20 protein-coding genes and 1 pseudogene are annotated in these 21,440 nt (G+C 64.2%); 15 read left to right on the top strand and 6 right to left on the bottom strand.

What is annotated here, in order from left to right:
* Positions 1-60 precede the first annotated feature (60 nt).
* Positions 61-912 (bottom strand): annotated as a pseudogene (locus ACSBOX_RS01275) (DUF4194 domain-containing protein); the annotation flags it as partial.
* On the bottom strand, positions 905-2,362 hold the full coding sequence (locus tag ACSBOX_RS01270) for a DUF3375 family protein (RefSeq protein ID WP_442544441.1): 1,458 nt from the start codon (positions 2,360-2,362) through the stop codon (positions 905-907). The pseudogene ACSBOX_RS01275 and the gene ACSBOX_RS01270, both read right to left, overlap by 8 nt.
* A 245-nt stretch (positions 2,363-2,607) precedes the next feature.
* Here ACSBOX_RS01270 and ACSBOX_RS01265 point away from each other — a divergent pair, with 245 nt between their 5' ends.
* Together ACSBOX_RS01265 and ACSBOX_RS01260 are read left to right on the top strand one after the other, a co-directional pair.
* The gene (locus ACSBOX_RS01265; protein ID WP_442544440.1) at positions 2,608-2,910 is read left to right on the top strand and encodes a hypothetical protein; all 303 of its coding nucleotides are present in this window, start codon (positions 2,608-2,610) and stop codon (positions 2,908-2,910) included.
* A 65-nt stretch (positions 2,911-2,975) separates the two neighbouring features.
* Positions 2,976-4,928 (top strand): acyl-CoA dehydrogenase family protein, encoded by a 1,953-nt coding sequence (locus ACSBOX_RS01260; RefSeq protein WP_442544439.1) that lies wholly within the window; start codon positions 2,976-2,978, stop codon positions 4,926-4,928.
* Here ACSBOX_RS01260 and ACSBOX_RS01255 read toward each other — a convergent pair.
* Complete coding sequence (locus ACSBOX_RS01255; RefSeq protein WP_442544438.1) at positions 4,925-5,329, bottom strand: YchJ family protein; 405 nt, start codon at positions 5,327-5,329, stop codon at positions 4,925-4,927. The genes ACSBOX_RS01260 and ACSBOX_RS01255 overlap by 4 nt on opposite strands.
* 192 nt (positions 5,330-5,521) lie before the next feature.
* On the opposite strand from ACSBOX_RS01255, the gene ACSBOX_RS01250 reads away from it, so the two are divergent.
* Positions 5,522-6,259 (top strand): hypothetical protein, encoded by a 738-nt coding sequence (locus tag ACSBOX_RS01250; RefSeq protein WP_442544437.1) that lies wholly within the window; start codon positions 5,522-5,524, stop codon positions 6,257-6,259.
* 99 nt (positions 6,260-6,358) lie between these two features.
* Here the strand turns inward: ACSBOX_RS01250 and ACSBOX_RS01245 are convergent, their stop codons facing one another.
* The gene (locus ACSBOX_RS01245) at positions 6,359-6,850 is read right to left on the bottom strand and encodes a flavin reductase family protein (RefSeq protein ID WP_442544436.1); all 492 of its coding nucleotides are present in this window, start codon (positions 6,848-6,850) and stop codon (positions 6,359-6,361) included.
* Positions 6,851-7,095: 245 nt separating this feature from the next.
* Between ACSBOX_RS01245 and ACSBOX_RS01240 the strand changes: the two genes are divergently transcribed.
* The 3 genes from ACSBOX_RS01240 (at position 7,096) to ACSBOX_RS01230 (ending at position 9,352) form a co-directional block, all read left to right on the top strand.
* Complete coding sequence (locus tag ACSBOX_RS01240) at positions 7,096-8,130, top strand: aldo/keto reductase (protein ID WP_442544435.1); 1,035 nt, start codon at positions 7,096-7,098, stop codon at positions 8,128-8,130.
* A 54-nt stretch (positions 8,131-8,184) separates the two neighbouring features.
* Positions 8,185-8,577 carry an RNA-binding S4 domain-containing protein gene (locus ACSBOX_RS01235; RefSeq protein ID WP_442544434.1) on the top strand — a complete coding sequence of 131 codons (393 nt, stop codon included), beginning with the start codon at positions 8,185-8,187 and terminating at the stop codon, positions 8,575-8,577.
* Positions 8,578-8,734: 157 nt separating this feature from the next.
* Positions 8,735-9,352, top strand: coding sequence for a uracil-DNA glycosylase (locus ACSBOX_RS01230; protein WP_078107301.1), 618 nt, complete (start codon positions 8,735-8,737; stop codon positions 9,350-9,352).
* 13 nt (positions 9,353-9,365) lie between these two features.
* Here the strand turns inward: ACSBOX_RS01230 and ACSBOX_RS01225 are convergent, their stop codons facing one another.
* A complete protein-coding gene (locus ACSBOX_RS01225; protein WP_442544433.1) occupies positions 9,366-10,364 on the bottom strand; it encodes a glycosyltransferase family 4 protein in 999 nt (332 codons plus the stop codon).
* Between the two features lie 150 nt (positions 10,365-10,514).
* On the opposite strand from ACSBOX_RS01225, the gene ACSBOX_RS01220 reads away from it, so the two are divergent.
* On the top strand, positions 10,515-11,021 hold the full coding sequence (locus ACSBOX_RS01220) for a hypothetical protein (RefSeq protein ID WP_442544432.1): 507 nt from the start codon (positions 10,515-10,517) through the stop codon (positions 11,019-11,021).
* Positions 11,022-11,024: 3 nt separating this feature from the next.
* Here the strand turns inward: ACSBOX_RS01220 and ACSBOX_RS01215 are convergent, their stop codons facing one another.
* Complete coding sequence (locus tag ACSBOX_RS01215) at positions 11,025-11,648, bottom strand: hypothetical protein (protein WP_442544431.1); 624 nt, start codon at positions 11,646-11,648, stop codon at positions 11,025-11,027.
* Between the two features lie 180 nt (positions 11,649-11,828).
* Between ACSBOX_RS01215 and ACSBOX_RS01210 the strand changes: the two genes are divergently transcribed.
* The 8 genes from ACSBOX_RS01210 (at position 11,829) to ACSBOX_RS01175 (ending at position 21,237) form a co-directional block, all read left to right on the top strand.
* Entirely contained in the window at positions 11,829-12,548 is a 720-nt protein-coding gene (locus ACSBOX_RS01210; protein ID WP_442545938.1) for a FadR/GntR family transcriptional regulator, read from the top strand.
* Between the two features lie 20 nt (positions 12,549-12,568).
* Positions 12,569-13,594 (top strand): asparaginase, encoded by a 1,026-nt coding sequence (locus tag ACSBOX_RS01205; protein WP_442545937.1) that lies wholly within the window; start codon positions 12,569-12,571, stop codon positions 13,592-13,594.
* Positions 13,595-13,629: 35 nt separating this feature from the next.
* Positions 13,630-15,054, top strand: coding sequence for an aspartate ammonia-lyase (aspA, locus tag ACSBOX_RS01200; RefSeq protein ID WP_442544430.1), 1,425 nt, complete (start codon positions 13,630-13,632; stop codon positions 15,052-15,054).
* Between the two features lie 134 nt (positions 15,055-15,188).
* Positions 15,189-16,706 carry an amino acid permease gene (locus ACSBOX_RS01195; protein WP_442544429.1) on the top strand — a complete coding sequence of 506 codons (1,518 nt, stop codon included), beginning with the start codon at positions 15,189-15,191 and terminating at the stop codon, positions 16,704-16,706.
* 252 nt (positions 16,707-16,958) lie between these two features.
* Positions 16,959-17,828 (top strand): fumarylacetoacetate hydrolase family protein, encoded by an 870-nt coding sequence (locus tag ACSBOX_RS01190; protein WP_442544428.1) that lies wholly within the window; start codon positions 16,959-16,961, stop codon positions 17,826-17,828.
* An 86-nt stretch (positions 17,829-17,914) separates the two neighbouring features.
* Positions 17,915-19,246: an ATP-binding protein gene (locus ACSBOX_RS01185; protein ID WP_442544427.1), complete on the top strand. Its 1,332-nt coding sequence runs from the start codon at positions 17,915-17,917 to the stop codon at positions 19,244-19,246.
* 79 nt (positions 19,247-19,325) lie between these two features.
* Positions 19,326-19,985: a transmembrane-type terpene cyclase gene (locus ACSBOX_RS01180; RefSeq protein ID WP_442544426.1), complete on the top strand. Its 660-nt coding sequence runs from the start codon at positions 19,326-19,328 to the stop codon at positions 19,983-19,985.
* A 4-nt stretch (positions 19,986-19,989) separates the two neighbouring features.
* Positions 19,990-21,237 (top strand): low temperature requirement protein A, encoded by a 1,248-nt coding sequence (locus ACSBOX_RS01175; RefSeq protein WP_442544425.1) that lies wholly within the window; start codon positions 19,990-19,992, stop codon positions 21,235-21,237.
* Positions 21,238-21,440: the final 203 nt, after the last annotated feature.

The raw sequence follows: 21,440 nt of genomic DNA, 5'->3' as shown, positions 1-21,440 counted from the left end.
CACCTGGGAGGCATCGGCTGTCGCGACGTGTTCGTCACCGCCGCCGTCAGTCACCGAGTCGTCGTCCTCTTCCCCTGTGTCGGGCTCGGCGTCGTCGTTGGAGTTGGCGTCGCTGTCGCCGTCGTCGTCCTGGTCTGTTAGTTCGATGAGGGGTTCCGTGCCTGATTCGTCGGCTGCTACAGCGATCAAGGCTTCGATTTGGGCCGGGATGTCGCCGATGTTTTCGAACGGGAGGGCTAGCGGGAGGGCCCTGGAGATCGCGAAGGTGTCTTCGATGCCCGTGGGGAGGAGGAGTTGGCGGGCCAGGAGCTTCGTGATGGTGCGATTCACGACGTCGGTGTCGCGGAGGGCGTCTTGTTGGCCGGATGGCTGGTAGTGCGCCACGAGTTCGGCGATTTCCTCGCGGGTGATCACGGGGTCGGTCTGGGCTGTGACGTGGCGGTCGAGGAGCAGCCTCAGGCGCAGGAGCACGATGGTTTCCACCCGGCTCAACGCGCGTTGCTGGCGAAGGATGCTCGAGCGGGTGCTTCCTCCGATGGCTTCGGGATCGACGGGACGGAGCACCGCGATCTTGCGCTCGTGGTCCAGTTGCAGGTTCAGGAAAAGCTCGGAAAGCCGGCTGCGGAGGATCACTTGGTTGTCCAGCAGGGTGGTCCAGAGCTTTTCGTCGCGGCCGCCGTCGACATAGGGGCCCTTGAGTAGCCGCACGAGGGCCTGCCGGACCTTCATGGGCAGCACGCCGGTGTCGCCCGGGAACAGCGCCGCGCCGTCGACGAACGTGTCACGGGGCGTGACGCGGAACGGATCCGGGTGGACATGTCCATCTTGGGAAACCTCGGAGTGGACATGCTGCGTTATGTCCACTCCTTGCTCCGAAGAGGGGGCATGCTCGGTGGGGTGGGCGTCAGTCATCGGAATCCTTAGTCAGGGTCACGAGCGGCAGGTACGCGGTGCGTGTGCTGCCATCGATTTGTTCGAAGTCGATGTTTTCCCAGGCGGCTCGGTCGAACCCCGCACCAGCGTGCAGCGCTTCGGACAGGAGTGCCCGGACGGTGTTGATGTGCCGTTCTTCCTCCGGGAGGTTCGCCCAGGCCCCCGCGAGTGTGGAGGCGCCTGCCATGGCAGAGCGGACGACGGCGGGCCTTGCCTTCGCGGAACGCAGCGAACGGACCCGGTCCGAATCACTGAAAGCGATGGGGTCGGCGAGCTTTGGAGGCGCAGCGAACTCATCCGGATCGAAGAGCTTGACCATGGCGAGCGATTCGAATCCCGCATTGAACAAAACCGGGCCGCGGACCAGTCCCGGACGGTCGCGCTCGTACGGCATGGACCGGATGGCCTGTTCGGCTTCGCGCAGGACCTGCCGGAGCCGGACGGACTGGCGGATGTCGTCGCTCTGGATGTAGTTGTTGAGGCTTTCGGACAGCCGGCCGTAGATGCGCTGGATCTGGCTGTGCTGGGTACGCAGTTCCGCCACGAGGTTCTTGAGGGTTTCCCGGTCCTCATGGCTGAGGTCATCCGCGAATTGTCGGCTCAACACGTCGCCGATCGCCGACCGGAAGCGCAACTGTTGCTGCGGGTCCTCGAGGAATGCCGTGAAGGAGCGGAACGTGCGGCCTTCGGGACTCTGCCGCAAGCGCTTGTCCGCCTCCAGGACCTGCGCCATGGTGGCACCCTTGCTGAGCGACTCCTCGATGATCTGGTTGCGGAGCTCGCCCACCAGTTCTTCGATGCGGTCACGCATCTTCTTGTAATCGGCAGGCAGGCTCGCGGCAAGGTCCAGGATGTTCCCGGCGGCTTCCACGGCTTCCTCATCGTCCAAAAGACCGTCGAAATCGCCGGAACTGATGTCCTCGACTAGCTGCTGGCGCTCCTGGATCTCCTCTTCGAGGGATTCCAAACGGGCGCTTTGGTCCGGGTTCGTCTCGTTGGCGAGCTTTTCGACGTCGCCCAGCAGCGTCCCGAGGCGGGAACCGTTGAGGGTGGACCGTTCGCTGGACAGGCTGTCCAGGAATGCCAGGACGCGCGCGGCGGCCTCGGTGATTTCGTAGACGATCTGGCCGGACTGGCTGCGACGGGTCAGGAACTGCTTGCGGGTCCATTCGTCGGCAAAAGCCTTGCCACTCCCCTGCCCGCCCAGCCCGGGATCCTGCCTGCGGAGCTGATCCAGGAAAGCGTCGACGTCGGCATGGAACTCTTCGAGCGGAAGCTGCGGTCTCGTTCGGGTGAAGGAGGCCTGGAGCACTGCGATCACCCACGGCGCCGAGCGGGTGAGGGCCCACGCGGGGCCTTTGGTCAGGAGTTCGAGGTCTCTGAGCCGTGCACTAATGGCGTCGGCGGAGGACATTGCTGAGCGGGACACTTACTCTCCTTCAGCTGCCGCGGAACCTTCTGGCAGCGGAAATCCCGAAAACTGCCCCGTACAAGGTTAACGCAGGGTGCGCCGCAACCCTTCCGTGATCTACCTCCCGGTAGGGTTTCGATCGCGTATCAACAGGCGCGACGCCGGTGTCGTTGCTGGCTGAACCGCCGATGCCGACCCTAGTGTCTACACCAACGACGCCGACACAACGACGTCGGCTTTGGCAGCGTTGCGGAGGGGACCCAATGCAGTTCGACTTGACGACCTTAGACACCAGCACTTATGTCTTCGTGGGAACACTAATCCTTGGCCTGGTTTTGGCAGCCTTCATCGCGGTAGCCGCCATGGCCACGCTCGCGTTGGTCGGAGCCGGAAGCCTCGCTTGGTACACCGTGAAGAACGTGCCGGGCGGCCTGGTCCACGGCATCAATTTTGCGTGGGACCAGCTTGTCCACCAGGCCGGAAAGGTTGAACTTCCGGTCGATTTCCCAACCCAGACCGCCCCTAGCACAGGTACCTACCCGCGAGTAGCATTGAGGGACAGCTGAAGGGTCCACCACCCGAGGCGGATCCTGGGCTCGAAACCGGCACAACCGGCAAGAGGAGTCCTCCCATGACCTCCGCCACTGACAACAAGAGCAACGGCGTCACGGCCGCAGAAGCCCGCGCAGTCGCAGAGGCCGCCCGCGACACCGAATGGAACCGCCCGAGTTTCGCCAAGGGGCTGTATCTGGGCGACTTCGATCTGGGACTGATCCATCCATGGCCCCAGGCAAAAGCCGAGGACGTCGAGCGCGGGGAAGACTTCATGGCGAAACTGACGCAGTTCTGCGGCACGATGTCCGGCCGCGAGATCGAACGCGATGCCAGGATCCCGGACGATTACCTCGAAGGCCTCACCGCATTAGGCGTTTTCGGCATGAAAATTCCGCGCGAGTATGGCGGCCTGGGCCTGTCGCTGGTCTATTACGGCAGGGCGCTGGCGCTGCTGGGATCAGTCCATCCGAGCCTCGGCGCGCTGCTGTCGGCCCACCAGTCCATCGGCGTCCCGGAGCCGGTCAAAGTGTTCGGCACGCCCGAACAAAAGCAGGAATACTTGCCGCGGTGCGCCGCCGGCGCCATTACGGCCTTCCTGCTGACAGAGCCCGACGTCGGCAGCGACCCCGCCCGGATGGGCTGCACCGCAGTGCCAAGCGACGACGGCGAGTCTTACGTTTTGGACGGCGTCAAACTTTGGACCACCAACGGCGTGATCGCCGAACTGGTAGTGGTCATGGCGGTAGTTCCTTCCCGCACCGCCCCCGACGGCACGGTACTCAAGGGCGGGATCACAGCGTTCGTGGTGGAAATGGACTCCCCCGGCATCACGGTGGAAAACCGCAACGCCTTCATGGGCCTGCGCGGCATCGAGAACGGCGTGACCCGCTTCCACCAAGTGCGTGTACCGGCAGCCAACCGGCTGGGCCGCGAAGGCCAGGGGCTCAAGATCGCGCTCACCACACTCAACACCGGCCGGCTCTCCATCCCCGGCCTGTGCGTGGCTGCGGGCAAGTGGTCGTTGAAGATCGCCCGCGAATGGTCCAACGCCCGCACCCAATGGGGCCGTCCGGTCGGAAAGCACGAAGCCGTCGGCAAGAAGATCGCGTTCATCGCCGCCACCACCTTTGCCTTGGAAGCCGTCTTTGAACTTTCCGCCGAGATGGCCGATGCCGGCCAAAAGGATGTGCGGATCGAGGCCGCGCTGGCCAAGCTTTGGTCCACTGAGCTGAGCTACACCGTGGCCGATGCGTTGGTGCAGATCCGCGGTGGCCGCGGCTTTGAGACGGCGGACTCCTTGGAGGCCCGTGGGGAGCGTGCCGTGGCCGCCGAGCAATTGCTGAGGGACATGCGCATCAACCGGATCTTCGAAGGCTCGTCCGAGATCATGCGCCTCCTCATTGCCCGCGAAGCCGTCGACGCCCACCTTTCGGCCGCGGGCGAGCTCGCTTCCGCGGACGCAACGCTGCAGGAAAAGGCGCGCGCAGCCGTCGGCGCCTCGGGTTTCTACGCGAAATGGCTCCCTAAATTAGTGGCCGGGGCGGGCCTGGATCCCCGGTCCTACGGTGAGTTCGGGCGCCTCGCGAAGCAACTGAGGTATGTGGAGCGGGCTTCGCGGAGGCTCGCCAGGCAGACGTTCTACGGGATGGGCCGCTGGCAGGCGCGGCTCGAATACAAGCAAGCGTTCCTCGGCAGGATCGTGGATATCGGAGCCGAGTTGTTTGCCATGGCAGCATGCTGCTCGAGGGCCGAGATGCTGCTCCAGACCGCACCGGAGCGAGGCGCGGCGGCGTACGAACTTGCGGAGGCCTACTGCGAGCAGGCCAGGATTCGCGTGGACGGATACTTCGATCAGTTGTGGCGGAACACCGACGACGTCGATCACGAGTTGTCCTCGAACGTGCTCGCGGGCGACTACGCCTGGCTTGAGGCCGGAATCCTTGACCAATCAGAAGGAACGGGCCCTTGGATCGCCGACGCCACCCCGGGCGCCTCGTCGAAGGAGAGCCTGCACCGGAAGTACCGCTAGCCGACGTCGCCGTCGAGATAGTACCAACGGCGCTCGATCCGCTGGAAGCGGCTGTTTTCGCGCTGGACTCCGCGCTCGCCGTCGGACCGGTAGTGCGCCGCGAACTCGACAGTCCCGTCGGAGTCCAGGGGACCGCCCCGGCGGGTCGCCAGGATGTCCAGCCGGCGCCATCCAATCTCCGGGTCCAGGTCCAGCGCGTCAGGCCTGGTGTCCGGGTGCCACGTACGCAGAAGGTAATCGCTATCGAGGACCACAAAGGCCGAGTAGCGCGAACGCATGAGCTGTTCCGCCGTGGGCGCATCGGCGTCTCCGCGGTGGAAGCGTCCACAGCATTCGGTGTACTGCTCCCCGGACAAACAAGGGCAAGCGCCTAGGCGGAGGCGGGCCGGATCGACTGGCATTGACGCCCTATCTGGAAGAGAAGGTGAGAGCTAGGTAACAAATTTTGTCACAGCAGATAACAGCTTCGAAACAACCTCGGCGAGCCGGAGTTTGGCGGATGATTCCTTAAGATTTCGCCCTTAGGCTAGAAGACATGCCCGCAGACCTTCGGTTGCGGCGTCCACCCCACAACTCTGGGCCGAGGAGGCTACGTGGAGGATCCAACAACACTTGGCCTCAATCTGACTTTTTTCGGAACGCTCGGGGTGGCTTTGCTGATGTCCATTGGTTTGGGCCTGCTGATCGTGGCCACCTTGGTGCTGGCCGGCGTCGCGAAGCTGCTTTGGATCATCCTGCTCGCCACGGTGGGAATCTTCCCGAAACGCCATGCCGAACCGGTGGTACACCTGCCCCCGAGGCCCCGGCGCACCCCCTCCCCAATGGCGGATTCCGAGGAATCGGCGACGGCGGAAGACTTACTGGACGCGGCGCCTTTGGTCCCGCGGAAATCGCGTCCCGGAATCATTGCGACCGTCAGGTTGCTGTGGTCTGCTGTCCGGAACGTCCCCTGGAAGTCGCTCGTCAACCCGCGGACGTGGCCTAAGCCTGCCCAAGTCAAGGCCGGAATCACGGCCGCGGCCACAACCCAGGCCAAAGAACATCCCTTTGTGGTTGCGGTGAAGCAGGATCCTCTGGCCATGAACAGCGAGTGGGCCGCCGCCGTCGCCGAGGCTGACGCCCGGGCCGCCGCCCGCGAAGCTGAACGGGCGCAGGAAGCGGTAGCTTCCGACACTGAACCGCCAGCTTCCGGCGAACCCGCCGGAGGGAACGTCGCGGAGCCGTCCGAGACGTCCACGCCGGTGCGCGAACACCGGGGAGAGCCCCATGGCGGCAAGCCTGCGTCGTCCGGCCGCGTGACGGCCTCAGCCGGGGCCCGCCCCAGGGCCTAGCCTCCCGCAGTGCCCCGCTGACCCAACTAGCTCGCACTTGATGTCGTTTTGAGCCCTCATAACGACATCAAGTGCGAGCTAGTTGGGCCGCGGCCAAGCTCACGCTGCCAATTGCCTGAACCCGGCCCCGTGGTAAATGAGGGGCTCGGCGTCGTGGTTGATCTCCACGGACTTCACTTCGAGGACGACGATCGCGTGGTCACCCGCTGGGGTTTCCGAGACCACTTCGCATTCAAGCACCAGCGCTGCGCCGTCGATCAACACGGCACCGGCGTCGCTCGTTGATGTCGCGAGGCCGGCGAACCGGTCCTGGGTTCGCGAGGAGAGCTGCAGGCACACGGCTTCCTGGCCCTGGGCCAGGATGGAAACACCCAGTCGAGGGGCGCGCCGGAGCTTGGGCCACGTAGTGGAGGAGTTCTGCACCGCAAACATGACCAGTGGTGGTTCGAGCGAGACTCCCACGGTAAAGCTCGATGCCACCAAGACCTCGGGCGCGAAGCCGACCATGGCACTGAAGGCCGCCACGCCTGAGGGAAATTGCGCGAATGCCTGCTTGATCGAAGCGGCTCCATCCACCGTTGCCTGGGTCATGGCGGGTTCCTTCCTCTGTAGTTTCGTGCCTGCCTTTCTACTAATTCACTCGATGCCGATAACGGCAATATTTGTGTATTCGCGTGTCGAATGAAGTCAATTCTTAATTCGTCATGCGCTGTTTTCATTACCCCGCAATACGAAAAGCGAAGAATTTGTACGCTTTTCGAGTGCCCCGGCCACGACATGTGTAGCGTCGTGTCAATCCATTGCACAGCCTTGATTCTTCACGGAGGAAGCCGGAGATGAACCTCAACGAGCTTCGAACCCTGGGACGCACAGGCGCCCTGATCAGCCCCCTTACCCTGGGAACCCTCAACCTCGGGACGGGCTCGGCGCCCACGGGCGCCGAAGAAAGCATCCGCATTGTCCATGCGGCCCTCGACAGCGGCATCACGAGTGTCGATACCGCCGACATCTATTCGCAAGGCGAGGCAGAGGCCATTGTTGGCCGGGCCCTCCATGGCAGGCGTGACGACGTATTCCTTTCCACGAAGTTCCACGGGCAAATGGGGCCGAATCCCGCGCACGCGGGGAATTCCCGGCGCTGGATCATGAAAGCAGTGGAAGGCAGCCTGAACCGCTTGCAGACGGACAGGATCGACCTTTACCAGGCGCACCGTCCGGACTACAACACCGACGTCCTGGAAACCATCACGGCCCTCAACGACCTCATCCGGCAGGGCAAGATCCTCTACTACGGAACGTCGGTGTTCACGCCGTCGCAGCTTGTGGAGGCCCAGTGGATCGCCACCACGAACCACCTCATACCGCCTGTGGTGGATCAGGTGCCCTATTCCTTGCTGGTCCGCGCGAATGAGCGCGACGTCTTCGCGATCACGCAGCAATACAATCTTGGCGTGCTCAGCTATGGACCGCTCGACGGCGGCTGGCTCTCCGGGAACTATCGCGCGGGAGTTCCCCAGCCCGAAAGCTCCCGCGCGTCGGCCGTTCCCGGGCGCTTCGACGTCTCGGCGCCTTTCAACAGGAACAAACTCCTGGCAGCCGATGCCTTGGCCCGCGTGGCCGAACGGCATGGACTGACCCTCATCCAGCTTGCTGTCGGTTTCGCATTGAATCATCCGGCCGTCAGCAGTGTGGTCATCGGTCCGCGCACGGAGGACCATCTGGTCGACTACCTCAAGGCCGCGGATGTTGTCCTGAACGAAGCGGTCCTGGATGCCATTGACGACATCGTCTCGCCCGGTACCAACTTCCTGGAACGGGACGCGGGGACCGTCGTCCCGCACCTTGAATACGCGGAACTTCGACGCCGGTAATCGGCTGTGCGGACAATAGTTCAGGCCGCGCGCCGACTATACTCGTTCGCAATCATGACTAGCCTTCCGACTTCCGCCCAAACACCAAAAAGCAATGTGCGCATTGACGCCTGGCTTTGGGCCATCCGTGCTTACAAGACCCGCTCCGCAGCCACAACCGCGTGCAGGGCGGGGCACGTGCGAATCAACGGCAACCCGGTCAAAGCGTCCCAGTCTGTGATTATCGGCGACACCATCCGGGTACGGCAGCCCGGCTTCGAGCGCATCCTTGAGGTCCGCAGGCTCATTGCGAAAAGGGTGGGGGCCGAAGCAGCATCCCATTGCTTCACCGACCACACTCCGGAGCGCCCCGCCGCGCCGGCACTCGGGCTGCCCCAGCGAGACCGCGGCGCAGGACGGCCCACGAAGAAGGACCGGCGCGACATGCAAAAGCTCAAGGGACAGTAGCAACCCGCACTAATGGCGGGGCGGGAAGCTCGCCGCGCCGACCGGCGTCGGGCAGTTTTGTCCCTCGGCTCGGCAGGAGCGTGAGCGACGCGTAAAGCGACGGCGTAAAGTGGCAAGGGACGCCGATTCTGGACGCCGCGCTGCCGAAGGAGAGAACGTGACCATTGACTGGGACGAAAAAAGGGCCTTGCTACAGGAGCCCAACATTGCTGCCGTAACGCAGCTGTGCGACGAACTGATGGCCAAAAGGCCTGGTTCTTCCGTGCCTTACATCGATCCGGTGCATGACGAAGATGAGTGCCGGATCGTCACCCTCCAGACCAGCCCGGGGCGGGCCCCCACCTCGGGTTTCGTATCACACCTCAATGACGACGACGCCGCCCGACGTGCGCAGCTGATCTATGACTCAGCCGACTTGGACGTCCGTTATGTCATGCCGTGGAACTGCTACCCATGGGTCCGCGACCCCGAACTGCCCCCGGCACTGAGCGCACAGGAGAAGACCGACGGTCTCCGCCCGTTCCGCCAGTTCCTCAAGATCAACAAGAGGGTCTCCGCCGTCGTCGCGCATGGCGCAGAGGCCGCAGCCTTCCTGGCACTCTTCGAGAAGACCTACCACTCGCCGCTCCGGCAGCACGGAATCAAGGTCTACAAGGCCAGCGCCCTCGGTGGCCGGGCATTTGCCCTGTCCGAGGCGAAGCAGCAGGAACTCCTCGCCAAGAACATCGAAACCTACAGGGACGCGATGCAGAGGGCGGGCATCCAGCACCTATAGGGCGGGGAAGCCTTCAGGCCGCCACGACGGCGCGAAGGACTTCGCGTGCCGTGTCTTCCCATCGCGGCAACACCCTGCTGGCTGCCTCGGCTGCTGACTGCCATCCCTCCCGTAGGGCAGCGTCGCCAAGCCATCTCCGCAGGAACTTCTCCAACGAGCCGATTCCTGCGCTGAGATCGATCGCTTCACCGGCACCGTGGGCGCCCAGCGCTTCGACGGCGCCGGTTCCTTTCCGGACCACTGCCGGTATGCCGTGGGCCAGGGACTCCTGGACCACCATGCCGAAGGACTCCGAGTGTGAGATCAACAGACTGAGGTCAGCCCGGTTCCACTGATCCTCCAGGGCCGGGCCGGAGAGCTCGCCTGTTGTTTCCACCCGATTTTCCAGTCCATTCCAGAGGATGCGCTCCTGGACGGCTGCCGCGTACGAGGGGTCTGCTTTGGTGGAGCCAACAAGCGCCGCTGTCCACGCCAGGTCCTTGATCCGGGCCAGAGCGTCGACGAAGAAGATCTGGTCCTTATTGGGGAGCAGCGCGCCCACCATGATGAAATGCGGTGCCGCCGCAGCGCTTCGCGGACCTGGGCGTGTTGGACGATCCACCCCCGGTGTCGCCAAGCGCACGTTGCCCAACCCAAGGCTTCTGGCCGCTTCGGCGGTACGCGACCCCGTGCAGAGAAGACCTGTCGCGGCGCGTAACGCTCTTGTCTCAAGCGGGTCTTCCGCAGACGGGGGCACGTGGAGCAGCACCCAGACACGACGCCCGGCAGTGGTTGCGGTCTCGATTTCCGTGGGCGCGCCCGAGGCAATCAGGCCGTCGACAATGTAGATAGCCTGTCCCTCTCCGGCGAGTGCGGCTGCAAAGCGGGCCCGGTCGCCAGCAGTTCCCGAAGGCCAGCCGCCGTCGAGCGTGTAGACCGAGACCTCCGCACCCTGGGCGCGGAGGGCTTCAGCCAGCCTCGCGTTGTAGATGTTACCCCCGGAACGATGGCGCACATTCGCGGGCAAAATCATGCGGACCTTGACCAAGGGCTACTCCCTTCCATCGTCCACGCTGTTTGGCCTCACTGTGCTCGGACCATGGTGCTGACCATATAGGCCGGGCGGGTGACGGAGAAGGCGAACCGCATGTCCGGCGCGAGGCATCGACGGTAGATTGTGGGCATGGGACAGACTTCTTCAGGCCGTCGGGATGTGCTCGCTGATTGGCTCTTGGGTGTCGCGGAGTTCACCCACGCGCACTGGTTCTTCGGCAATCTCTATGAGGCCATCGTCAAAATCCCGGACCGGGTGGCGGCCTCGGCAGCGAGCAGAGAACTCCCTCGAACCCCCTTTGGGGCGGGAAGCCCCGGGCGCTATTACGCGCCGATCGCGCCGCTCAGCGCCCCTGCCGCCGTCGCTGCCCTTGCCGCCGGGTGGAAGCATTCCGACAATCGGGCTTGGCTGATGGTGGGCGCTGCCAGCTCCGCCACGGGGGCGGCAGCTACGGCGTACCTGCTTCGGTCGGTCAACCCCAAGCTTTTCTTCAGCCCCTCTCCGCTCGAAGAGACCCGCCGCAGGCCCCTGTTGAAGCGGTGGTACAAGGTCCACGCCCTCAGGCTCACGGCCAGCGCGGTTGCCCTGGCCGCCATCCACCATGCCCGGACGATCCGGCTGAGAGGCAACGGATAACCCTCAGCCGGGATCGCTCTCCCGGAGGAATTGGCGGTTCCTGATCCGCGATTCGCCGAACTCAACTCCCACCCGGCCAATCTCCCAAGGCCCGGGGCCCCTGCGCAATGGCCTGCCCACCGCCACGTGGGGTACCCAGCGGGGAGTGCGGAAACCAAGGGCAGGGGAGCTGAGGATGAAGTCGTCGATGTTGTCGACCAGCAGTCCATCCAGGAGTTCGTGGAGGGCGTGCACGAGGGAGACCTGAAAGTCACGCACCGAGGCGGGCACATCTATTTCCAGCCCACATACTCCGCCGCTGCCAAGGACAATGAGCTTGTCGGCGGACCCGGAGAATCCGTCCAGCACCGGCAGAGCCTCAAGCCACGCAACAGTCTTGAGCAAAGCTGACTCTGCGCTGGTGTTGCCTTTGGTCCAACCGGCCACGTCCCGGCAAAAGTCATCCAGGGCACCCAAGTGCAACAGCGTCATGTGCAATCCCCGCGGCCTGCGCAAGGCAAACACGTAGCGCGCCAACTCTTCATAGTCCGAAGGCCCCGCCCCGATACCGAGGACCGGCACCTCCACTGTGATGGGCGGTGTTACCTGCGTCGTTGAATCCCATCCTCCGCGCCGACGGTTGGCCATGGGAGTAATTATGCTCGGTGAATCTTGACACCGCCCTGTGACCCGTGCCATATTCGTAGGGTGAACCTGTCAGACAGCCGGACAGCCGGACAGGCCGCCACTGGACAGCTAGCCGTCAGCCAGAAAGCTGCGGCTGGCCAGCGCACCGCCACAAGCGGCGCCGTCCCCCGGCCGGCCCAAATGGCCAGGCCATCAATCCCCCAGCCGGCCCAAGCGGCCAGGCTATCAAGCCCCCGGCCCCTCGCCCGCTTCAGTGCTGCAGAAGCCGTGTTCAGCGCCATCCGCCACGACATTGAAGACGGAACCGTGGAAGTAGGGGCCAAACTCAGCTCCGAAGCCACCCTGGCAGCACACTATGGGGTAAGCCGCTCGGTGATCCGCGAGGCACTCCGCTCCTGTACTGCGCTCGGTCTAACTGTCACCAAGACCGGCAAGGGTACGTTCGTCATCGCGGACCGTGTAGCCAATGACCTCACGCTCGGTCAATACTCGGCACGCGATCTCAACGAGGCACGCCCGCATATCGAAGTCCCGGCAGCCGGCCTGGCAGCGAAACGCCGCAGCCAGGAAGAACTCGAACACCTCAAGGAAATCGTCGGTTCAATGGCCGCCGAGACCGACCCTGAGACCTGGGTCAGCCTCGACGCCAGTTTCCATTCTGCCATCGCCCGCGCAAGCGGCAACAAGGTTTTCGAAAGCGTTGTCGCAGACATCCGCGAAGCCCTGGCCCACCAATCCGAAACATTGAACATGGTGGCCGACCGCCAGCATGTTTCAGACGATGAACACCTCCGCATCGTCGAAGCCATCGAATCCGGCGACGCCCCCGCCGCCGAAGCCGCAATGGCCCACCATCTCAGCGCCGTCAGCGTTGCGTTGGACACCATCCTCAGCAAATGATCCACCAACTGAAGGAAGTCATGCCCAGCCCGCATGCAGCGCACACCGCCATGCCCGCAACCACCCCTGCGGCAACCATTCCAACCACCCCACGCCATGTTCCCTTGGCGGAGCAGACCCGAGACGGCCTGGTGGAGAGCATCCACTACGGTTCCCTGATCGCCGTCGGGCCGGACGGCGAAACGCTCCTCGCAGCAGGCGAGCCCGACGCCGCGTTCTACCCGCGGTCTTCACTCAAACCGCTGCAGGCAGTCGCCATGGTCCGCGCTGGACTCAAGCTTCCGGAGAACCTTCTCGCCCTCACCGCGGCAAGCCATTCCGGTGCCGCGATGCACCTCGATGGCGCCGCACGCATCCTCGAAATGCACGGCCTGGACAAAAGTGCCCTGGAAAACAGCACCGACCTCCCTTACGGCATCGCCGAGCGCGAGGAATGGCTCCGCGCGGGCGGCAAGCCCACCCAGCTCGCTCAGAATTGTTCCGGCAAGCACGCGTCCATGGCCGCGACCTGCGTCATCAACGGTTGGCCCGTCCAGGGCTACCTGCATCCCGAGCATCCCCTCCAGGTGCTCGTGAAGGACACCATCACCGAACTCACGGGCGAAGACGCAGCGGCCATCAGCACAGACGGTTGCGGCACCCCGCTCTTTGCCCACAGCCTGCACGGCATGGCCAGGGCCTACGGCCGTATGGCGGCAGCGGACAGCGCGGAAGCAGAAGGCCAGGTAGCCCATGCCATGCGCGCCTTCCCCGAGATGGTGGCCGGCGAGGGTCGCGACGTCACAGCGATCATGCGCACGGTCCCCGGGCTACTCGCCAAGGACGGCTTCGAAGGACTCCAGCTCATCGGCCTGCGGAACGGCACCGGCGTCGCGATCAAGATCTCCGACGGCGGCGATCGCGCCCGCATGCCAGTCACCGTCCGCGTCCTTGAGGAACTAGGGCTCGACGGCGGCCAGCTCGCCACCCTCGCCAGCCCACCCGTGTTGGGCGGCGGCCACCCTGTCGGCGTACTCCGTGCCGCAAACTTCCTCGCATCCAACTGACGCCGCCAAACAAGCGCAAAGACCAAAGGACAGCAATGACATCTGCCGTGCACTCCACGACAATTCCAGGGTTCCGTTCGGAACACGATCTCCTCGGCGACCGCGACGTCCCTGCTGATGCCTATTGGGGCGTGCACACGCTGCGTGCCATCGAGAACTTCCCCATCACCGGCCACCCTTTGGCCAGCAACGCGCACCTCGTCAAGGGCCTCGCCGCTGTCAAGCTCGCCGCGGCCCGCACCAACCGCGAGCTCGGCCTCCTCGATGACGAACGGGCGGACGCCATCGAGCAGGCCTGCCAGGACATCCTGGACGGCAAGCTCCACGAGCAGTTCATGGTGGACGTCATCCAGGGCGGTGCCGGCACCAGCTCCAACATGAACGCCAATGAGGTCATTGCCAATCGCGCCCTGGAAATCCTCGGCCACCCCAAGGGCGATTACGCCAGGCTGCACCCGAACGACCACGTCAACTTGAGCCAGTCCACCAACGACGTCTACCCGACCGCCGTCAACCTGGCCACCATTTTCTCGGTCCAGGGACTTCTTGAGGCTCTTCAGGAACTCCAGGTCGCCTTCGCGGAGAAAGGCCAGGAATTCCGCACGGTGGTCAAGATGGGCCGCACGCAGTTGCAGGACGCCGTCCCGATGACCCTCGGCCAGGAATTCGGCGGCTACGCCGTGACTGTGGGCGAGGACCGCGCGCGACTGGCCGAGTCCCAGCTGCTCATCCACGAGATCAACCTCGGCGCCACCGCCATCGGAACCGGCCTGAATGCCCCCGTCGGGTACGCCGCAGCAGCCTGCCGCCACCTGGCCGAGATCACGGGCCTGCCGCTAGTCACCTCGGTCGACCTCATCGAGGCCACCCAGGACGTGGGAGCGTTCGTCCACCTCTCCGGCGTGCTCAAGCGCGTCGCCGTCAAGCTTTCCAAGATTTGCAACGACCTCCGCTTGCTGTCCTCCGGACCGCGTGCGGGACTGGGCGAGATCAACCTCCCGGCTGTGCAGTCGGGATCGTCCATCATGCCAGGCAAGATCAATCCGGTGATCCCGGAAGTGGTCAGCCAAGTGGCCTATGAAGTCATCGGCAACGATGTCACGGTCACCATGGCAGCCGAAGCGGGCCAGCTCCAGCTCAACGCCTTCGAGCCGATTATCGTCCACAGCCTCCACAAGAGCATCTCCCACCTGGAAGCCGCGTGCCGCACACTCACGTCGCGCTGCATCCGGGGCATCACCGCGAACACCGAACGCCTGCGCCTCACGGTAGAGCAGTCGATCGGACTCGTCACGGCACTCAATCCGCACATCGGCTACGCCTCCGCCACCGCCATCGCCCAAGAAGCGCTGGCAAGCGGCAAGGGCGTCGCCGAGCTCGTTCTCGAACACGGCTTGCTGACCTCTGAGCAGCTCGATGAGCTCCTCCGCCCCGAACGCCTGGCCAACCTCAGCAACTAGGCTGAGCCGGGCAGAACGTTCGACGACGGCGGCAGTCACCTGCCGCCGTCGGGCCTGCACCCGGACAGACAGCCCGGACAGGCCGGCCGGACGGCGAGATCCGGACCCCCAACAGGACACCCCTAAGGATTCCCATGACCAATGCACCCATCACGGACCACACGGTCCCATCACAGGCGCACTCCACTGAAAAGCTCCTCCACGCCGAGGACTCGGGCTATCACAAGAGCCTGAAGCCGCGTCAGATCCAGATGATCGCCATCGGCGGTGCCATCGGCACCGGCCTGTTCCTGGGTGCCGGCGGCCGCCTCAACGCGGCGGGCCCTTCCCTGGTCATCGCTTACGCGGTCTGTGGCTTCTTTGCCTTCCTGATCCTTCGCGCCCTCGGCGAACTCGTGCTGCACCGCCCGTCGTCGGGCTCCTTCGTCTCCTACGCCCGCGAGTTCTACGGCGAGAAGGCCGCGTTTGTCTCCGGCTGGTTCTACTGGATCAACTGGGCAACCACCACCATCGTGGACACCACCGCCGCGGCCCTCTACATGAACTTCTTCGGCAAATATGTCCCTTGGATCGGCGTCGTTCCGCAGTGGGCCTGGGCACTGATCGCGCTTCTGGTGGTGCTCTGCCTGAATCTGGTCTCGGTCAAGGTCTTCGGCGAAATGGAGTTCTACTTCGCACTCATCAAGGTGGCCGCGCTGGTGGCTTTCCTGTTGGTCGGCACCTTCTTCGTCATCTTCGGCACGCCGGTACCGGGCCAGGAAGTCGGCTTCAGCCTCCTCACGGACCACGGCGGCATCTTCCCCAACGGCATCCTGCCCATGATCATCCTCATGCAGGGTGTGCTGTTCGCCTACGCCTCGATTGAACTCGTGGGTACCGCAGCTGGTGAAACGGAGAACCCCGAGAAGATCATGCCCAAGGCCATCAACTCCGTGGTCTTCCGCATCGCCGTCTTCTATGTCGGTTCCGTTATCCTCTTGGCGCTGCTGCTGCCGTACACCTCGTACATCAAGGGTGTCAGCCCGTTCGTGACCTTCTTCGGCCACATCGGCGTGCAAGGCGTGGACGTGATCATGAACCTGGTGGTCCTCACCGCTGCTCTGTCTTCCCTCAACGCCGGCCTGTACTCCACTGGCCGCATCCTGCGCTCCATGTCCGTGGCCGGTTCCGCTCCAAAGTTCGCTCAGCGCATGAACAAAGCCGGCGTCCCCTACGGCGGCATCGCGATCACGGCCGGCGTCTCGCTGCTCGGTGTCCCGCTGAACTACCTCGTACCGTCCGACGCCTTCGAGATCGTCCTCAACGTCGCCTCCGTGGGCATCATCGTCACCTGGGCCACGATCGTCCTGTGCCAGATTCAACTCAAGCGCTGGGCGGACAAAGGCTGGTTGAAGCGTCCGTCCTTCCGGATGTTCGGCGCCCCGTACACCGGCTATCTCTCGTTGCTGTTCCTCGTGGGTGTGCTGGTGATGGTGTTCATCGACTCTCCGCTCACCATGCTGGTCACGGCCATCGCCTGTGCGCTCATTGTGGTCGGTTGGTACATGTGCCGCAAGCAAATCCACGAGATCGCCGCCGCCCGGGACGGTTACACCGGCAGCTCCCCTGTAATCGCCAACCTGCCGGGTACCGGTTCAAAGGACAAGATCTAGTCCCAAGTACTGAGTGCCCGACGGCGGCACCCGCGGTTCCGTTCGCGTGGAACCGCGGGTGCCGCCGTCGTGCTGCCCAACTGACTCGCATTTGTTGTCGTTTTGGGGCCTCATAACGACAACAAATGCGAGTCAGTTGGGTGCCAGACACTGCGCGGCGCTCCGCCGTCTGATTCCCGCGAAATGTGACCAGACCGATTTGAAGACCGGTGGCACTATGGATGAAGGACACCCCGCAGCTCAAAGGAGAGAATGCACGTGAAATTTGCCCGTTTAGGACCGGCCGGCCACGAGCAGCCGGTGGTCATCGCCTTAGCCGCCGACGGCATCGAACAGTTCTTCGACCTGCGCCCGCTAACTGCCGACATCGACGGCGCGTTCCTCGCCGGCGGCGGTATCGCCTCCACGCAGGAAGCGCTCGACGCCGGAAGGTTGCCCGCCGTTCACGCCGAAGGACTCCGAGTCGGCGCCCCGATTGCCCGGCCAGGCACCGTCGTCGGGATCGGGCTGAACTATGCCGCGCACGCGGCGGAGTCTGGAGCCACACCGCCGGAAGTGCCCGTCGTCTTCCTGAAGCCTTCCAACACGGTAACGGGTCCATTCGATGCCGCCCCCATTCCGCCTTCGTCCAAAAAATACGATTGGGAAGTGGAACTCGGAATCGTCATCGGACGGGAAGCCACCTACCTGGCAGACCTCGACGAAGCTGCAGCGTGCATCGCAGGCTATGTTCTTGCCAACGACTTGTCCGAACGTGAATTGCAGCTCCCTGGCGCCGCCGGGCAATGGACCAAAGGCAAGACTCTTCCGCAATCCACTCCGCTAGGGCCGTGGCTGGTTCCCGCTGGCGAGATAGACGCAACCGCACTTCGGCTGCGCACGTGGGTGAATGGCGAGGCTCGCCAGGACTCCTCCACCGCGGACCTGATTTTCGATCCCGCCACCCTTATCCACCACTTGAGCCAGCACATGGTGCTGGAGCCTGGGGACGTCATTATTACCGGTACGCCGGAAGGTGTGGCTTTGTCCGGTCGCTTCCCGTATATCCAGACGGGCGACGTTGTAGAGATTGAAATAGAAGGACTCGGCCGCCAGCGCAAAGAGTTCCACCCAGCCACGTAACGCAACGCCCGCGCAACCCCTCTCCACCACCGGTTCGCCTATGCTCAACACCAGGCAATCGATGGCGATCCACCAAGGAGCAGGGCATGAGCAATTGGCGTATCAGGGACTTCCATTCCTCGGACATGGACGGCATCCTGCACCTGTGGGAGTCCCTCAAAGCGGACAACGTGGACCCGGTCTATGCACTCTCCGAGGTCCTGGCGTCGTGCGAGAAGGACCACGCCGTGGTGGCGGTGCAGGGCGAGCAGGTGGTGGGTGCCGCCGTCGGACGCGCAGCCCATGACCAGGGCTGGATCGTTTTCCTGGCCACGCTGCCCGAGTTCCGGGGCCGCGGTATCGGCACCTCACTGCTGGCCGCCGTCGAGAACCGGATGACCCCGCACGGGCTCAACAAGCTCTCGGCCCTCATGCCCGAGTCCGAAACCCGCGTCGAAGCGTTCCTGGGCCGCGGCTTCCTGCTCAAGCAAAACCTGCACTACTTCGAACGGACCATCCCGGTCCAACGCCAGGAACTCGAGCCGCTGAGCCAGCTCGGCGGCCGCATCCTGGCCCGGGACCTGTGGGAAAACGTCGCCGGCATGCGCCGCGAAAAAGAACTGCTGGAACGCCGACTGGTCCTGCCCCTGGCCGAGGCAGACCTCGCCGACGAGTTCGGCGTGGTGCCGCCGCGCGCCGTCGTGCTCTTCGGCCCGCCCGGGACCGGCAAGACCACGTTCGCGAAGGCGATCGCATCCCGGCTCGAGTGGCCGTTCGTGGAGGTCTTCCCCTCCCGGCTGGCCTCCGATCCCAAGGGCCTGGCCGGCGCGCTGCGCGAGACCTTCCTGGAAATCGCCGAACTCGAGCACGCGGTCGTGTTCATCGACGAGGTGGAGGAGATCGCGTCCCAGCGCTCGGGTGAGCCGCCGTCGCCCTTGCAGGGTGTCACGAACGAGCTCCTCAAGATCATCCCCGCCTTCCGCGAACAGCCCGGCCGGCTGCTGGTGTGCGCCACCAACTTCATCCGCGCCCTGGACACCGCCTTCCTGCGCCATGGCCGCTTCGACTACGTCATCCCCATCGGCCTGCCCGACGTCCATGCCCGCGAGGCCATGTGGCAGCGCTTCATCCCCGCGAGCGTGGTGGACGCCGTGGATGTGGAGCTGCTCGTGTCACGGACCGAAGGCTTCTCCCCCGCGGACATTGAGTACGCGGCACGCAGCGCCTCCCAGCGCGCCCTGGAAAAAGCCGTGTACGACGACGGCGCTCCCGGCACGCCCGGCGCGTCACCCACTGGAGGCGCCGCACCGGCGTCGAACGCCCGCAAGGGACCAGTCACCCAGGACTACCTCGACGCGATCGCCGATACCCGCACCACCGTCAGCGACGAAGTCCACCAAGACTTCCTCGAGGACATCGACGTACTCGGCCGGGTTTAGAGCAACGCGGGGTCACTTACGGCCCATGTCGGGGCCCCGGATGGGCCGTAAGTGACCCCGCGTTGGAGAAGGAGGAACCGTGAACCTGTTTCTGACCATCCTGAGTGGCGTCGCCTGGACGACGGTTTACATTTGCGCGATCCGGATCGGGTTCCGCGACAAGACGTACGCCATCCCGGCAGCGGCACTGGGTCTGAACTTCGCGTGGGAGGTCATCTACTCCGTGCATTCGCTCAGCACGAGGCTCTCCGTGCAGGGCGTCATCAACATTGCCTGGGCGTTGGCCGACGTCGCGATTGTGTACACGTTCTTCGCGTTCGGCCGGCGGGAGCTTCCCGGATTTGTCACGCGGCCGCTGTTAATCGGATGGGCGATTCTGCTGGGCCTGGCGTCGTTCGCCGTGCAGTGGCTGTTCATCGCCGAGTTCGATTGGGATCCGGCCTCCCGGTACGCGGCTTTCCTGCAGAACCTCCTGATGTCCGGGCTGTTCATTGCCATGTTCGCGGCCCGTCGGGGCTTGCGGGGCCAATCCATGGTGATCGCTGTGGCGAAATGGATCGGGACCCTCGCGCCCACCATCACTTTCGGGGTGCTTGAGAATTCCCTGTTCATCCTCGGCGTTGGCGTCCTGTGCAGCATCTTCGACCTGACGTACATCGGGCTGCTGCTGTGGGCCAAAAGGAACCCGGGAGCCCTCGCCAGGACCCGGGACGAAGGGGACCTCCCGGCGGTACCCTGAACCCATGTCCATGTATCCATTGCGCCATGCATTGTCGCGCATGGGCGGGCGCGATCCCCTGGAGCTGAATCGCACCGCCACGCCCTTGGAACTCTTCTTTGACTTGACGTTCGTTATCGCCTTCGGGGTTGCCGGCAGCCAGTTCGCTCATGAGCTGGCCGAGGCCCGTTTCGGCCCCGGGCTGATGGGCTTCACCTTCGCGATGTTTGCCGTCATGTGGGCCTGGATCAACTTCTCGTGGTTTGCCAGCGCCTACGACACCGACGACTGGGTCTTCCGGGTTGTCACCATGGTGCAGATGGTGGGGGTTCTCATCCTTGCCATGGGCATCGAACCGATGTTCCAATCGCTCGACGAGGGCCACCGCGTAGACAACTCCACCATGGTTCTGGGTTACATCATCATGCGGTTGGCGTTGGTGTTTCAGTGGCTGCGCGCGGCGAAGCAGGACCCGGAGCGCCGAAGCGCTTGCCTCACGTACGCGAAGTTCCTGGTGGTGGCGCAGATCGGCTGGGTGGTGGTGCTGGTTGTCCACGTCGACATCCTGACGAATTTCCTCATGGCTGCCCCGCTCTTCCTGCTCGAGATGGCGACGCCGTACTTCGCCGAGCGCAAAGCCAAGACCCCGTGGCACGCTCACCACATCGCGGAACGGTACGGACTCCTGGCCATCATCGCCCTGGGCGAATGCTTGATTGGAGCCATCGAATCCCTGCGCGCGATCGTGGCCCTGCACGGCTGGTCCGTCGACGCCGCCCTCGTGGGCCTCGGCGGTACCGGGCTGGCTTTCGGAATGTGGTGGATCTACTTCATCCTCCCGTCCGGCCACGCCCTGCATCACCAACGGCACCGGGCGTTCGCCTTCGGATACGGCCACATGTTCATCTTCGGTTCGATCGCCGCCACTGGTGGCGGACTCCACGTGGCCGCCCTCTACATTGATCACGCCGCCCACATCAGCGCCATCGTTGTCGTGGCCACCATCGCCGTCCCGGTGGCCCTGTTCAAGGTAGCCCTGAGTTCCCTTTACGGCTACCTGCTGGGTTTCGACCGCGCACTCGTCGGAGTCACGGGCCTCGTGGTCGTGTTGCTGTGCGGCAGTGTGGGCCTGGCCGCCCTGGATGTCTCTGTGCCTGTCTGCATGATGGTCATTGTGGCGGCACTGGCTCTCTCGATCGTGATCGACGAACGACGCGGAGTCGCACGCCGGGAGGCAGCGTTGGAAAGGCTGAGGGCACACCCGGCCACTTAGCCGAATTCGTGGGTCCAGGCCCCACATCGCTGTACCGGAACGCAGCGGACGGCCCGCACCCACGATGTCCACACCGGCCTCATCGGCACGAACGTACCGATTCCGGACAGCCAACCCTTGATTCAGCCCCCAGAGAGGCGGAAAATGGTGAAACCGGCACGAACGTACCGGAGATGCGCAGCGAGCATGCCCGCAAAAGACCC

This window comes from Arthrobacter sp. KN11-1C, from assembly GCF_052180225.1.
Taxonomy (GTDB): domain Bacteria; phylum Actinomycetota; class Actinomycetes; order Actinomycetales; family Micrococcaceae; genus Arthrobacter.
This window is presented reverse-complemented; position numbering and strand designations above follow the sequence as displayed.

Excerpts from the sequence above, each read along its gene's own strand:
- ACSBOX_RS01265 (WP_442544440.1), top strand. The coding sequence starts at position 2,608 with ATGCAGTTCGACTTGACGACCTTAGACACCAGCACTTATGTCTTCGTG.
- ACSBOX_RS01260 (WP_442544439.1), top strand. The coding sequence starts at position 2,976 with ATGACCTCCGCCACTGACAACAAGAGCAACGGCGTCACGGCCGCAGAA.
- ACSBOX_RS01255 (WP_442544438.1), bottom strand. The coding sequence starts at position 5,329 with ATGCCAGTCGATCCGGCCCGCCTCCGCCTAGGCGCTTGCCCTTGTTTG.
- ACSBOX_RS01245 (WP_442544436.1), bottom strand. The coding sequence starts at position 6,850 with ATGACCCAGGCAACGGTGGATGGAGCCGCTTCGATCAAGCAGGCATTC.
- ACSBOX_RS01240 (WP_442544435.1), top strand. The coding sequence starts at position 7,096 with ATGAACCTCAACGAGCTTCGAACCCTGGGACGCACAGGCGCCCTGATC.
- ACSBOX_RS01235 (WP_442544434.1), top strand. The coding sequence starts at position 8,185 with ATGACTAGCCTTCCGACTTCCGCCCAAACACCAAAAAGCAATGTGCGC.
- ACSBOX_RS01225 (WP_442544433.1), bottom strand. The coding sequence starts at position 10,364 with ATGATTTTGCCCGCGAATGTGCGCCATCGTTCCGGGGGTAACATCTAC.
- ACSBOX_RS01220 (WP_442544432.1), top strand. The coding sequence starts at position 10,515 with ATGGGACAGACTTCTTCAGGCCGTCGGGATGTGCTCGCTGATTGGCTC.
- ACSBOX_RS01215 (WP_442544431.1), bottom strand. The coding sequence starts at position 11,648 with ATGGCCAACCGTCGGCGCGGAGGATGGGATTCAACGACGCAGGTAACA.
- ACSBOX_RS01210 (WP_442545938.1), top strand. The coding sequence starts at position 11,829 with ATGGCCAGGCCATCAATCCCCCAGCCGGCCCAAGCGGCCAGGCTATCA.
- ACSBOX_RS01205 (WP_442545937.1), top strand. The coding sequence starts at position 12,569 with ATGCCCAGCCCGCATGCAGCGCACACCGCCATGCCCGCAACCACCCCT.
- aspA (WP_442544430.1), top strand. The coding sequence starts at position 13,630 with ATGACATCTGCCGTGCACTCCACGACAATTCCAGGGTTCCGTTCGGAA.
- ACSBOX_RS01195 (WP_442544429.1), top strand. The coding sequence starts at position 15,189 with ATGACCAATGCACCCATCACGGACCACACGGTCCCATCACAGGCGCAC.
- ACSBOX_RS01190 (WP_442544428.1), top strand. The coding sequence starts at position 16,959 with ATGCACGTGAAATTTGCCCGTTTAGGACCGGCCGGCCACGAGCAGCCG.
- ACSBOX_RS01185 (WP_442544427.1), top strand. The coding sequence starts at position 17,915 with ATGAGCAATTGGCGTATCAGGGACTTCCATTCCTCGGACATGGACGGC.
- ACSBOX_RS01175 (WP_442544425.1), top strand. The coding sequence starts at position 19,990 with ATGTCCATGTATCCATTGCGCCATGCATTGTCGCGCATGGGCGGGCGC.